Annotated in this window: 10 protein-coding genes; 6 read left to right on the top strand and 4 right to left on the bottom strand. The window is 48.4% G+C overall.

Annotated elements, in window-relative coordinates; all coding sequences use genetic code 11:
- Positions 1-150 precede the first annotated feature (150 nt).
- The 4 genes from V3C20_RS13360 to V3C20_RS13345 all read right to left on the bottom strand — a co-directional run bounded on the left by V3C20_RS13360 (position 151) and on the right by V3C20_RS13345 (position 2,502).
- On the bottom strand, positions 151-348 hold the full coding sequence (locus V3C20_RS13360; RefSeq protein ID WP_130083527.1) for a hypothetical protein: 198 nt from the start codon (positions 346-348) through the stop codon (positions 151-153).
- Between the two features lie 189 nt (positions 349-537).
- On the bottom strand, positions 538-1,803 hold the full coding sequence (locus V3C20_RS13355) for an RHS repeat-associated core domain-containing protein (protein ID WP_130083528.1): 1,266 nt from the start codon (positions 1,801-1,803) through the stop codon (positions 538-540).
- An 83-nt stretch (positions 1,804-1,886) separates the two neighbouring features.
- Positions 1,887-2,300 (bottom strand): hypothetical protein, encoded by a 414-nt coding sequence (locus V3C20_RS13350; RefSeq protein WP_238623798.1) that lies wholly within the window; start codon positions 2,298-2,300, stop codon positions 1,887-1,889.
- 79 nt (positions 2,301-2,379) lie between these two features.
- Entirely contained in the window at positions 2,380-2,502 is a 123-nt protein-coding gene (locus V3C20_RS13345) for a hypothetical protein (protein WP_275124783.1), read from the bottom strand.
- 272 nt (positions 2,503-2,774) lie between these two features.
- Between V3C20_RS13345 and V3C20_RS13340 the strand changes: the two genes are divergently transcribed.
- The 6 genes from V3C20_RS13340 to V3C20_RS13315 all read left to right on the top strand — a co-directional run bounded on the left by V3C20_RS13340 (position 2,775) and on the right by V3C20_RS13315 (position 13,770).
- Positions 2,775-3,821: a glycosyltransferase gene (locus V3C20_RS13340; RefSeq protein WP_149873365.1), complete on the top strand. Its 1,047-nt coding sequence runs from the start codon at positions 2,775-2,777 to the stop codon at positions 3,819-3,821.
- 14 nt (positions 3,822-3,835) lie between these two features.
- Positions 3,836-6,091 (top strand): alpha-1,2-fucosyltransferase, encoded by a 2,256-nt coding sequence (locus V3C20_RS13335; RefSeq protein WP_149874446.1) that lies wholly within the window; start codon positions 3,836-3,838, stop codon positions 6,089-6,091.
- A gap of 225 nt (positions 6,092-6,316) precedes the next feature.
- Positions 6,317-8,467: a hypothetical protein gene (locus tag V3C20_RS13330; RefSeq protein WP_161981246.1), complete on the top strand. Its 2,151-nt coding sequence runs from the start codon at positions 6,317-6,319 to the stop codon at positions 8,465-8,467.
- The gene (locus tag V3C20_RS13325; RefSeq protein ID WP_130084741.1) at positions 8,446-11,676 is read left to right on the top strand and encodes a glycosyltransferase family 10; all 3,231 of its coding nucleotides are present in this window, start codon (positions 8,446-8,448) and stop codon (positions 11,674-11,676) included. The genes V3C20_RS13330 and V3C20_RS13325 overlap by 22 nt, the downstream gene beginning before the upstream one ends.
- 38 nt (positions 11,677-11,714) lie before the next feature.
- Positions 11,715-12,524, top strand: a complete 810-nt coding sequence (locus V3C20_RS13320) for a hypothetical protein (RefSeq protein ID WP_130084742.1) — start codon at positions 11,715-11,717, stop codon at positions 12,522-12,524.
- A 277-nt stretch (positions 12,525-12,801) separates the two neighbouring features.
- Positions 12,802-13,770, top strand: coding sequence for a phage capsid protein (locus V3C20_RS13315; protein ID WP_130084743.1), 969 nt, complete (start codon positions 12,802-12,804; stop codon positions 13,768-13,770).
- Positions 13,771-13,781: the final 11 nt, after the last annotated feature.

Here is a 13,781-nt window from a genome sequence, read left to right as displayed (position 1 = left end):
AAACAAGAATCATGCATAGATTTTTGTTATGCTTAAAATAGATAAATAATATTTTATGATTTGTGAACAAATTTTAAAGTAGGATCTTTTTTTAATTTGCATTTTACACAACAGTCGAATTTGGATAAATCTTCTGCTTTCAGTAAAGAATCATTGAGATAAAAAATATGTATCGGAATCATATAATGCGGAGATATCAGGTACAACTATTCCTTCAACATTAGAATAAATTCTCCAGCCTCCATCGGAAATTACACCATCTTGATGGCATGCCACTAAATAAATACCATATCCATTTGTTGCATTCGATGGATACAATGACGATAAGAATTTTTTAAATTTTCCCATGTCGGCATATATTTTAGATTTATTTTCCTTTTTTTTCTATAATTAATTGATTGTAGACTTTTTTATTCCCGTAGCTGTTGAATATTCATCATGGGAGATTACTGCTAATGTATCATATTCCTCTGTAATATTTTTTAGAGTTTTTTATAAATATTTTATTTTTTTCTATGTCTTTTTCTTTGTTTTTATCTAGACAGGCAACCACGTAGATGGCACATCCAAGAAGGTCTGTAATGAACAATTTGTTTGAAACAAAACCGTATAAATTCCACCTCCTTGTTCCTGGATAGGATCGGGGTTAATCCATCTGCCGTCTGCGGGATTGAGATGGCGGTAATTGTAGTAGACAAGTTCCAGTTCGTCATCCGAGAACTCGCAGGAAAACCTGAACTTGTTCTCCCGGGCCATGTCCCCTTCAGCGGTGAGCAGGCCTCCGAAAGGTGCATATTCGTAGCGGGCTTTTTGTTTCTGCTGGCCGTCAAGGATGGAAGTGACATTCTTCAAGGCATCGTGGATGAAGTAGAGATGCTCTTCCTGCTGTGAAATGTTGTCTTTCCTGCATGTCATCATCAGGACGCGCGTGGCCGTGGGCTCTGTCGGATCCCACAAATAGCTCTTCACCAGCAAGGGTTCGGGATGCATCAAATCCAGTTGGGCTACCTGCAAATAGCCTCGGTACAGGAACCGGGAGTGGCCGGATACTGCCCCATTGACCGTGGCCTTCTTCTCAAGGCGCCTTCCCCGGTAGTCGTAACCGCAGGTGATGGTTGTTCTGCCATCCTGGCTGGTGAAGACGACGGGGCGGTCGTTGGCGTCGTAGGATACCTCCCAGACACACGTTGAAGTCTTGATCCTGGTCTGGTTGCCGTCGGCATCGTAGACGGGGTTAAAATCTTCTACCCCTTCGGCAATATCCGTGTACTGGTTGAGCCGGTTGGATTCGTAGGAGATGTCTTCCTCCAATTCCCGGGCGGTCTTGCGATTGCCGATGTTGTCATAGCAGGACGCAAACCTTCCTCCCCAGCTGATGCGATCTTCCAGCAGTTCACTGCGGCTGTTATAGGTAAAACCTCTTATCGTCGCGGGAGTGGCAGCATCCCATGAGTCCCGTCGTTGAGTGGGACGCATCAGCGCGTTGTAGTCGTATTCGTGGCCGGCCGCCAATTCGCCGTCCGCTCCCTTCCTGTAACCAATAGCGGTTACGAGGTTGAGGGCAGGATGGTAGGTGTTTTGGCGGACCATGCCGTTGGGGTAGGTGAGAGAGTGGAGGAAGCCGCTGGTTGGATCGTACTGCCATGTAAAGGGAGAAGCGATGCCTTCCAGATTCATCCCAATAATGCCTCCCTGATGGCCGTAGTCAAGATGGGAGTGCTGCACCGTGCGTGTGCCGAGCATCAGGCGGTATCCGTTGGAACACCCCAAGGCATCGTATTCTTCCTGGGTGCAGCTTTCCACGGTTCAAAAGGAAGTGTCCTGAATCATGCGGCCATAAGCATCGTAGGAAAATTCCCTGGTTCCTGAAGCGTCCCGGACGGAGGTCATTTGTCCGATGTGGTTGTAGGTGAACTTCCATCCGGGAGTAGCGTCATTGTGGGAGGGGAGACGAGTTCCCCGGTGAGAGGAGCATAGGCACAGGTGGTGGTGATACATCTGGCCTTGGTCAATGTCTTCAGACGATTGAGATCGTCATAGGTTTTGGAGACACAGGAACCGTCGGCATAGGCTTTTTTCAGCTCCAGACCGGTGGCTGGATCGTAGAGCCAGGTGGTGGTGTCTCCGTCGGTTCGGCCGGAAGGATCGGTGGTGATGTCGCCTTCGTTTGCACGGAAGGTAGTCAGGGCCACCATGCGGTCGGCTTCGTCGTAGGCGAAGCAGGCCGGCTGAATGGCGGTGCCATATTCTGCCGTCTTTCTGCCGCGTATGTCGTAGGTATAACAGGTTGTTCCTCCCAATGCGTCGGTGATGCAGGCAGGATTGTCACAGCAGGGCAGATAGCTGGTGGTGGTGACATGGCCCGCAGGATCAGTAGTCTTAGCCGGGGCGTCCGGCTACGTCCGTTTCCTCCATAATGGTGTTGCCGCTACCATCGGTTTTTTTCCAGAAACATCCCTGTAGAGATGCAGGAGCGCCGTTGTGAAGAATGAATGCCTTCATGGTCAGTCTGGCTTACGCTAACCCCGTTTACGACCAGTGATTCAGCTGTGATCTCCGAAGTGGGAATGCGGCTAACAGAAACCAGCAAAGTAAACACGCCGGAAACGTTATGATATTTGGTGAATTTTTGAGGCGGATGACAACATGCGAAAAGAGAAGGTATCCCTTGCCGGTGGCAGGTATTTCTTTGCCATATTTTCAAAACTTGTCCATTGCCAGGATAAAAGTTCGCGTGCTAGCGTCGCTCAGTGAATCCACTTGAGAATTAACCCATGAGCACCTCCTTAAAGAAAATCTATGTCAACGGCTTCCCCAGCCTCTACGGCGGAGCCGGAACTGAACTCCACCACCAGATACTGGTCTGGAAACACATGGACATTGACGTCCACATCATCCCCACCAACGACGGCTTCCAAAACGAAGCCCTCTACCTGGAAATGCTGGGGCTGGGCGTTCATATCCACGCTCCCAACGACTGGTCCGTCCTGGAAGAAGGGGATGCCATCATCGGATTCTGCAACGGCGAATACCTGGAAAACCTCCCCGCCATCCGCCAAAAAACCAGGCGCACCATCTTCGTCAACTGCATGACCTGGCTCTTCAACAAGGAAAAGGAACTCATGAAGCAGGGGCTCATTGCCATGTTCCTTTACCAAAACGAAGAAGTCCGCCAGAAAAACATGCCCCTGCTCAAGCGCTGCAACGACGACCCCTCCATTGCGTTCATGACCTTCAAGCCCTACTTCCACAACGACTCCTTCCCCTTCATCGCCGAGAGAAGCGGGGAATACTTCGGCTGCGGGCGCATCTCCCGGCAGGACGCGGACAAATTCGCCGCCAACACGCTCCACATCTACGAATACTTCGTCTCCCCCCTCTTCAAGCGTGGCCTGTTTTTGGGCTTCGACCAGAGGAGCCGGGAGAAAATCGGAGAACCCTACGGGTGGATACGCACGGCGCGCGACCAGAGGGAGGTGAGCCAGCAGGACTTCTACAAGCACTGTGAAATAGTGCTTCAGCCCACGGACACGACGGAAAACTGGCCGAGAGTGGGCTTTGAGGCGATGGCCAGCGGCAGCGTGCTGGTGGTGGACAACCGCGGAGGTTGGCGCCAGATGGTGGAGCACGGCAAAACCGGATGGCTGTGCGACCATGAAAGGGACTTCATCTACTACGCCAGCAAGATGGCCTACGAACCGAACCTGAGGAGGGACATGGCGGAGGCGGCTCGTGAGCGGGGATTGGAACTTGGAGGGCTGGAATCGTCGGTATCCAGCTGGGAGGAAATCTTTGAAGCGGTGGAACAGCTTCCTGCCTAGAAAGGAGAAAAGACATGAAAAAGCAAGTGAAGATACTGGTAGGAATCTGCTCGTGCCAGCGGATGAAGGAAAAGAGGGATGCGGTGAGGGAGACGTGGCTGGAGCATCCGGCGGATGGGATAGAATGCGTGTTCTTTGTGGGAGGAAAGGAAGGACTGGAAGAGGAAAGGGGGGATACGGTGGTGCTGGACACAGCGGATGGCTACGACGAGCTACCGGGGAAGGTGAAGTCTTTCTTTCGGTATGCGCTGGAGAACTACGACTTTGAGTGGCTGTTCAAGTGTGATGACGATACGTATGTGGACTTGGAACGTTTGGAATCCGTGGTGGATGATGAGTACGACTTGATCGGGGATGCGCTGGTGTCCATGCGCAACTCTCCGAGTGGGGGAGCGGGTTATTTTCTGAAAAGGGGCATGGTGGAGAAGCTTGTGGAGGCGCCCGGCTTTGCGGATTGCGGGGCGGAGGATGTGATCGTGGGTGAACTGGTAGGGAAACTTGAAGGGAGGCTGAAGTCGACAGGCCGTCTTTACATGAGCAATGTCCATTACCCGGATGCCGGGAATGACATGGTAACGGCGCACTGGTGCACGCCTGCCATTATGAATGCCCTGTATACTTTCAACCACAGGGTTCCTTCAGTTGTCTGCGACGTGACTCATCTCCACTGGAAGGGTGAAATGCTGTTTTATGCCAACGGAGTGTTCCGGCGCCGTGACACGTCCTGCTATGGGTGGTGGAGTATTGGGCATAAAGGGGAGTTAACGTTGAAATGGCAAATGTGGCCGATGGAACAGCTTCTTTTAGAAGGAGATGCCTATATTGGGTCGGAAATGGAGATTCACCAGCGCCCCGGCATGCCTTCCCTGTACCGATTGTGGTCTGAAAGCAAACTCTCTGCCAGCAGCGCCGAGATCATGGATCAATCTCCTCTGCAGTATATTCATTTGGGGTGCGGTAACCGGAGATTGAATGGCTGGTTGAATTTGGACTCCCCCAACTATGACATTACCCGTCCGCTTCCGTGGAAAGATGACTCGGTAGATGCATTCTATCTGGAATATGGGATTGACAAAGTTACGCCCGTGGAGGCCTGCCATTTTTTTGCAGAGGCATTCCGCTGTTTAAAACCGGGAGGCTTTTTGCGTCTGAGTTTCCGTGATATTCGTTTGATGCACGGAGTGATATCTCCCGCTTTCAAGCAATACATGAAGAAACGGTTTCGGGAAAAGCCGGTTCCGGAACATGACTTGTGCATGCTTATGGAAGCCTACCAGCATCAGTCCCTGTGGAATACCGATTTTTTAAGCTATCTGTTGAAGGAATTCGGATTTTACGTTTCACAGCATGCGCCGGGGGAATCCCGGTATTTGCATCTTCAATGTCTTGAAAGACGCATCGACCGGGACGAACATCCTTTTGATCTGCTGGGCGCCGTTTGTCTGGATGCGGGAAAACCGAAGAAGAGCAGCTCCAGGAGGTTTCTTTCTTTGTCTTCTGACTCAGAAAAGATTTCTCCTGAATACGTGACTACTCAATTCCTTCCAAACTCACGTACAGGCCGGCATTTGTTCCAGATAGCCGCAACTTATGCCCATGCGCTTAGGACGGACGTTGGATGCCGCATTCCCTGGAGGCACGATTTGAACACCTGGAACCTGATGTCTTACTTGGGAAGTGCGTGTTCTCCATGCCCGGATGGCGGCTATTCCGATCCTGTAACATACCGGGAACCCGGATTTTCTTACAGGCCCATTCCGGATACGGTCCGTCGTGGCGCGTTGAGCGGCTACTTTCAGAGTGAACGGTATTTTGAGGATTTTGCTGAAGAAATACGTTCCCTGTTCCAGTCTCTCATAGCGCCCGTGCAGGAAGGAACTGCCGGCGTTCATCTGAGGATAGGAGATTACCTTCAGAGAGCGGATATGTATCACACGCCGGATGGCGCCTTCCTTAATGAGGCGTTTAAAAGACTTTCCGACAATATCAGAACACTGGTTGTTTTCTCCGACTCTCCTGAACTGGCCCGGAAGCTGGTGGAAAGTGTCCCGAAAGCCAAGCGTTTTGAAATAGTCATGGATGAACATGAAACACTGGATGCCCTCCGGGAATTAACGGCCATGCAGGAACTTGTCCTCTCTTGCTCCTCCTTTTCCTGGTGGGGGGCGTGGCTGGGCTCCCAGCAACGGGTTTTCATTCAAAAACAGTGGTTTACCGGAAATATTGAAGATGAACAGGATATTTTCTGCCCTTCCTGGATTAAACTTTAACATTTAAATTTTATGAAATGCGTCTTGATTATATCTTCCGGAGAGATGGCGGAAGGAGCTTCTGAACTGCACCGGATGGGATATGAATTGGAGCTCTATCCTTCCACCCGGGATCTTTCATCCTTGAAGGATACACGGGAGAAGGAAAGCGCCGCATTTATCGGACGGGATCCTTGTTCCGCGGAACGCTCCCATGTGCGTTCCCTGAGAGCATCCTTCATACGGATGCTGGAAGACAGGAGATATGCCGGAAATGATTTGATCATCTTCGGAGAAAGCGATGCCGTTCCCATGGTAGCTTCATCACGTTTGGAGGCGGCTTTGAGGAAAGAGATGAAGGAACACCCGGAAACGGATATTTTCAGGCTTTTTCACCATGCCGTCTGGTCGCCTCAGGGAAATCCATTTGAGTCTGATGAACTTTTGTTTGAAGATTTCAAAACGGGAAAGACCGACTTCAATACTCCCTATGTATGGGGAACGCATGCCATGGTAATCCCCTCTTGCAAACGGGAAAAAGTCATTCAGGTTTTTGCCGATTATCGGCTGCCAACGGATATTGCCTTGGAGGCGGCCAACAGCAACGGGGAGCTTCATATCCGGGTTGCCCGTCACAATTTATTCTACCAGCATGAACGGACAAAAAAAAGACCGGCCTGCCGTATTGCGGCCTGTCTTTCTTCCTACAGGCGCTTAACGGACTTACAGAGGCAAATCTGGTGCATGATGGATCAAAGCTATGAGAATTTCCATGTTTTTGCCGCTGTTAAAGGCATACCGGAAGCTACATACCGAAAGACTGTTCTTCCTCTTTTTGAACATTTCATCCAGGAAGGACGCCTGACAATGAGACTGTTCCCGAATAAAAACCAGCTTTCCAACTTTTTGGATGCAATACGGGATCTGGATATTTCCGACTACGACCTTTTTGCCAAAATTGACGACGATGACTTGTACGGAAGAGACTATTTTAAATCCATCAATGACTTCCATCAACATCTTCCACGGGAATTCAGCAGTTATTACTGCGGCTTCGGCCAATATCTGAACGCCCGTGGGGGTTATCCACTTTGCGGGAATGGCTTTTTCAGCTGTTTTGGACCCACCATGGTATTCAGCAGGGATGTCCTTGAAAAATTAATCACCTGTGAACAGGATCCCGGAAGGATCTCCGAGATTTCTCCCAGGCTGGGACATTCCGGATACGGGTTTACGGAAGACAATCTCATGCACAAGCTCATGATTGACACCGGAAGCTGCAACCGTATCCGTTACGTGCAGGAGATGTCTCTTCCAATGCACCTGGTTATTCAGACCAACAATGCTTCCGTGATGCGGGGGGGACTGGTGCCGGGGGACTTCCGGGGAAGAAACTGGCAGATCTCTCACAGCCGGTTCAATGCCGAATCCTTCATGGAAATCGGTCATCCCCAATGGTACGACATCGTACGTATTTTTGGCGGCAGGGCATGCCGTTTTCAAAGGAATGACTGGGCTGACGTTCTTTCCTTGACCGATGAAGAAGTGACTCTTAAGTGGGACCAATGGGGAACGGAGACATTCAGAAGGAGGGATGATGGTTCGTTTTTCCTTTCAGGAAACGGGGAACAACAGAATTCTCCTTCCTCACAGAGAAAGAAAGTGGCCGTATTATATATCGCCACGGGACGCTATATGGCGTTTTGGAAAGATTTTTATGCAGCCGCCAAACAATATTTCCTTCCAGGCCATGACGTCCGCTATTTTTTGTTCACGGATCATAATGAAGTTAAAACTCCTGATGACGTAACGCTTGTCATCAAGCCGTTCTATCCCTGGCCGATGGAAACCTTAAGGCGTTTTGAAACTTTCTTAAGTGTTCAGAAAGAATTGCAGGAATATGACTACATTTACTTTATGAATGGTACGTTATTGCCGGTTTCCCCCATTGGAGAAGAAATATTTCCGAATGACCGGCAGGGGATTGCAGTAACTCTTCATCCGGGATATTACGGAAACACCCGTTCCTGTTATCCCTATGAAAAGAACGGAATGTCCGAAGCGCGGATTCTTCCCGAACAGGGGGAATACTATGTCGCTGGAGGATTTAATGGAGGAAGGACTAAGGACTTTCTTTCCATGTGCCGGGAACTGGCCGGGGCTGTTAAACGGGATCTTGACAATGGAATTATAGCTGTCTGGCATGATGAAAGCCACCTCAACAAATATGTGGTTGGCAGACATCCCCTTGTTCTAGGACCGGAATATTTGTTCCCTGAGACTTTGGTATTTAACCGTTATTATCTTATGGGGCTTAAACATAGGGTTAAAATTCTGGTGAAGGATAAATCGCTTTCCAAATATGGGGGGCATGCATGGTTGAGGAAGCTGGTATGAATAATAAAAAATTAACTCGCGTGGCCTTTGCCGACTTTTGGCAGGGATTTAATCCGCATGATTTTATTTTATCAGCAGTTTTAAAGGAACGGCTGAATATGGTTATTGTGGATAATCAGGATGAAGCAGATTTGCTGATTTACTCCGTTTTTGGAAATGCGCACCACTATTTTAAAGGCGTCCGGGTTTTCTATACGGCCGAATCCGTAAAGCCGTTGTGGGATGAATGCGATTATGCCATTTCATTCATGAGGGAGGATGTCCCCTATCCCGAATGCCATTTGCGTCTTCCCAACTGGATGGAAAGGAATTATATAAAGCAGACAGGGGTTGTGGAACAGTATCCCAAGGATAAAAGATCCCTTTTGTCCAGGCATACCCGTTTTTGCAACTTCGTATATTCCAATGGCAACTCTCCGGAAAGAATTTATTTTATGCGCCTTCTTTCCCAATACAAAACCGTAGATTGCGGGGGTACGGTTCTGAACAACATGGGAGAACGTGTTCGGGATAAGATTGCCTTCTGTTCATCCTATAAATTCACGATTGCCTTTGAAAACTATCCCGCTGCCGGCTACACGACTGAAAAACTGATTGATTCCCTGGCCGCCCTTTCCCTTCCCATTTATTGGGGGGCACCGGACGCCGAAAAAGAAGTCAACCCTTCCCGTTTTGTCAATGCCGGGGATTTTTCATCCCCGGAAGCCCTGGCTGAATACATTATCCGGCTTGACCAGGATGAGGAACTTTATCTCAGTTACATGGATGGCCCCGTCTTTGCTCCCGGCAGGCCGGATATTAAGGAATACATGCGCCGTCTGGAGAATTTTTTTTCCATGGTGGCTTCCAATGGGAACATACTGCGTGAATGCAGGCCGCGCCTCAAGGTGACATGCTTGCATCACGGCCATCCCATCATGCCCCGGTATGACGACGGCAAGCAATGGTCGGGAAAAATGGAACTCAGGCTGCCCCGGTTACTGAAAAAATCCGTTTCTTCTATCTTTAAGCCAGCTAAAGAAGACGCAGCCTCGCATTTGATTCCTAAACTGGCCGTTATTCCGGCCAAGAAAGACTCGGAACGCTGCCCCGGCAAAAACTGCCGATTATTTGCAGGGCGTCCCTTGTTCCAGTATTCCGTTTCATATGCCCTTCAGGAAGGATTCATGCCGATTGTCAGTACTGATAGTGAAGAAATTATGGAATACTGCCGCCGGGAAGGTATCCGTTATGTCCGGGAAAAGGTGAATGATAAGAGAATGGAAAATTGCATTCATCAGGTTCTGTCCGGGATCTCTTGCAAAATGTTTGCCATTCTTCAGCCGACTTCTCCTTTTCGCAGGGCCGGGCTTCTGCGCCAGATGGCGGAAGACATGGAAAAAGGAGAAATTCACTCAGCCTATACGGCCCATAGAATTAAAATGATCGGCCATCTGGATGGACAATTCCACGTGGCTCATCGCGAACAGGATGCCAGGAAATTTTTCTATTTCTTTGATGGCAATATTAATGCTATCACACAAAAGCATTTTCAGGAATCCGGAACTCTCTTTGATAATGATTCGCGCCCGTATTTAAACGATTTTCCGTGTTGTTTGCAAATTGATACGGAAGAGGAATGGAAGCTGTTGGCAAGATTGAGCGGAAATGAAGAATATCAGGGTTTGCTGGCTTCTGAAGGACGTGAGAAACGAATATGCATCGTCTCTAATAAACGGAACTTGAAACGCAATTATTCAGCGTTTGTTGATTCCTGTGATAAAATCATGAGGGTTAATAAAATGGATAACCTGAATTCCGGTTTGGCGGGAACGAGAACGGATATCCTTTTGATTTCATGCTTTTATGGGTATCTGGCTTTTTCTCCTGCGGAAAGGCATATGGATATGCTTCCTGAAATCCCGGAAATCTATTTCAATAATGAAGAATTGGGGTGCTCCAATGAATTTGCCTGCCGGGAAGGACTGAAAAACTGGAAATTCATGCCGGGAGCAGTTCATCGGAGTACGCCCAACTTTACAACATTGAGCAAAGCTCTTTGCCTGGCGGATTATCTATTTCCGGATGCCCAACTCTATTATTTGGGAGATACGGATATGAATTTGAGGGCTTCCGGGAGTCCCAAGCATCATGCATCTGTGGAAAATGCCTATATTCAGTCCCTCATCGATCATGGAAGGATAATTCCCATTCTGGAGGACGAGGCCGGGGAGTTTTATTATTCCTCCCCTCTATTGCCAGGTTCTGCTTCTTCAGAGTCCCCCTCAATGAAAGAGGAACCTGCAGAGGACATCGTCATCAGGCATCCCCAGTGGACGGACCAATTCCATATAGAGGGAAAACGGGGACGCAGGCTCCACCGCAATGATGCTGCAGTCATTCTACAGCATGATGAAGAGAAGCTTGTTCTTCAATGGGACAACTGGGGAAGGGAGGAATTTTATGAAATGGAAGAGGGCAACTACCAGTATCTCAGTTATCATTGTACTTCTTCCATCAATGAAGTGAACAAGTACGCGGATGAATTGCTCATCAATCCCTGTGACGGCACTAATTCCGTATGGCTGAACTTTCGGCATCCCTTTATTTGCATGAAGTATCATCAATGGGAAGGGCTTCTTCTGCTGGACCGCATGTGCCTTGATATAGAACGTGAAATAAGAAAGATGCCCTCCCTCAAATCTATTCTTCTGACAGGTATCTGCAAGGATGCTCTCGTAGCGCTGATTTTGGCGGTCCGGTTGAAAAAAGATTTTCCTCATCTCCACATGGGCGTTTGGGGGTGTCCGTGGCCGCTCGATTTCAGTGGCAAATCACCTATGCATCAGGGAAAGTATATTTCTCCGGCGCATGCACAAATAAGGGAGAAAAAAACGTTTTCATCTCTTTTTCAACATTATGGAGACCCCCTGGCGATACTGCGGCAGGAAACATCCTCCGGTCTTCACCTATTTGGCTTTTATAGTTCAAATCCACATTGGTTCTGTGATGCAGACGCCACAAAAAGATTGGAGCCTTATCTGACAAAAACATATGTTCATCAGGCTGAAGGTAATGAGGAAATTGCCCACGTTCATGGAAAAATCACACAATTGGTAAAACAAAAACCGGAATTGATCCAATCATGGATGAAGGAAATGTTTCAGAAAATGATACAAAGTGAATGCGGAGAAAATTCAAATAAATCTGTAATGAGCATATCTGCCTGAGATAATATCATTAATGTTTAAAAACTATTGAAGTTAAAATGCAATCTGGCGTACAAGAAACGGGTTCCTCGAAAGGATATTTGGAACGGGTAGGCTTTCTCCGTATTCTTAATGAAGAAAATACTGTTATTCCCTGTCTTTTAAGCGTAGCTCCCGTTCTGGATCATGTCGTTATTCTTTGGTCGGATACGGAGGACCGCACTATTGAGCTCATGGAAGAATGGAAACAGTATATTGAAGATAAATATGAGTGTCGCCTGAGTTTTCTTCATTATCCGCATCATGTGGTTCCTCCTCATTCAGTTGATGATTTAAGGGCTCTTCCCAAAGAAAACAGAATTGACACCTACTTGAATTTCGGAATGGATTTCATTGGTAATCTCTATGCGGGGAAATCATTCTGTGTCGGCAAAGTTGATGCTGATCAAATTTATTTTACACAGGAATTGGAAGCTGCATACCAAATGATAGGCAAACCGGATGATTGTGTTTCTATCCGGGGGCATAATACTTTGGTTTTCCAGAAAAGGTTAATGATTTATGGGCCGCGACCGGGAAATGGAGGAGGAGATTCATTTATTTGTGGCATGAACAATTTGCCCCGTTATGGAATTGCCGCGCCTTATGAAGTGGATATAACCCGTCACCCCTGGATAAGACCCTATTCTAATACCTGCTGGATGCACTTCATGAGAAAAGCCAGATACGGAAACGTTATCCGGGACTTTCAGGAAAATGAAATCACACCTCTTTCTCAAAATCCTGATTTGGTGAATCGTTTCCGGACTCATATCCTTCCGTTGCTTCAGAAGGCAAACAGTTCGTATGTGGATCTGTCCCTGAATTAAGTCCATAACGCAAAATTGGGTGTCGGAATGCATTTCTCCGGAACAGGCTTCCGGGGGAGGCGTTGTCCTATACCCAGGGATACCCTATCTCTTTACATGGGAAAACAAACTGGCGGAGAGAGTGGGTTTTAATTAATTTTATGTAAGCAATTTACTTTGTTCTGTAACGTTTTTGTAACGCCTGTATGACAGTGATTGATGTGTGAATTGTCAAATCTGCAACTGAATTGACACTCGCCAACTTGAGATTTTTCCGGGGTTCCTCCATGAAGGAGGCATGCCAAGTAATTATACCCTTCCCATCTCCGATCTTTATCAGGAGACTTACGATAACCAGTGGCAGGAGCAGGTTCAGCAGGCGACTTCCCGCCTGGAACGCTTTTGTGTGGTTAAGTCCGGCCTGACCGGCAAGCTTATGGAGTTCAATTTCGTGGGCGCCACGGAGTTGGAAGAGAAGCGCGGGCGCATGCAGGATATTGTTCTGGATGAGCTTAATTATTTCAAGCGCCGGATGCTTCCGGTGAGTTTTTCCAAGCACCTGGGCTACGATGAGGACGATGATATTTTCCTTCACGGGCTGGATGCTCCCGTTACGCAGACGATTAATGCCCTGAAGTATGCGGCAGCCCGCAAGATGGACGATGTTCTGTTTGGGTTGCGCAAGCAGGGCGGCGTTTACGTTCCTTCCAAGGGCGGCATTTTCGGCACGGCGTTTGCCGGCAATGACGGCATGGACCAGCTGGAGCTTCTTGCTTCCAATGTTGTTCCGGTTGACCATACAGGCGGCACGGCCAAGGATTGCCCGATGACTATCGAGAAGCTTAACCGCGGCATTACGCTTTTGCAGGAGGCCGGCATTTTGGATGATGCTTCCAATGCTTACGGAGATCAGGTGTGCTGCGCGATTACTCCCCGCATGCGTGAGGCTTTGATTAATGACGAGCGCCTGCAGAAGGCGGATTTCGGGTTTGCCTCCCTGCGCAAGACTAATGGAGCGCTGGATCCTGTCATGGGTATTCAGTTTGTTGTTTCGCCGAATTTGCCCCTGGATGAGAGCGGGAATATTATTTGTCCGATGTGGATGAAGAATTCCCTGTATTTCGGTTCCTGGAAGCAGAGCAAGGTGACGGTGGAGAAGCGCACCGACAAAGAAGATACCATCCAGATCGGCCTCAAGACGATTATGGGTTCCACCCGCATGCGTGAAGAGGCTTTCGTACAGATCAAGTGCAAGCCCTTGTCCTAAGAACCCCTAAC

The sequence above is a fragment of the Akkermansia sp. RCC_12PD genome (genome assembly GCF_036417355.1).
Lineage (GTDB): Bacteria > Verrucomicrobiota > Verrucomicrobiia > Verrucomicrobiales > Akkermansiaceae > Akkermansia.
Note: the sequence above shows the minus strand (reverse complement) of the source record. Positions and strands in the feature narration are given on the sequence as shown.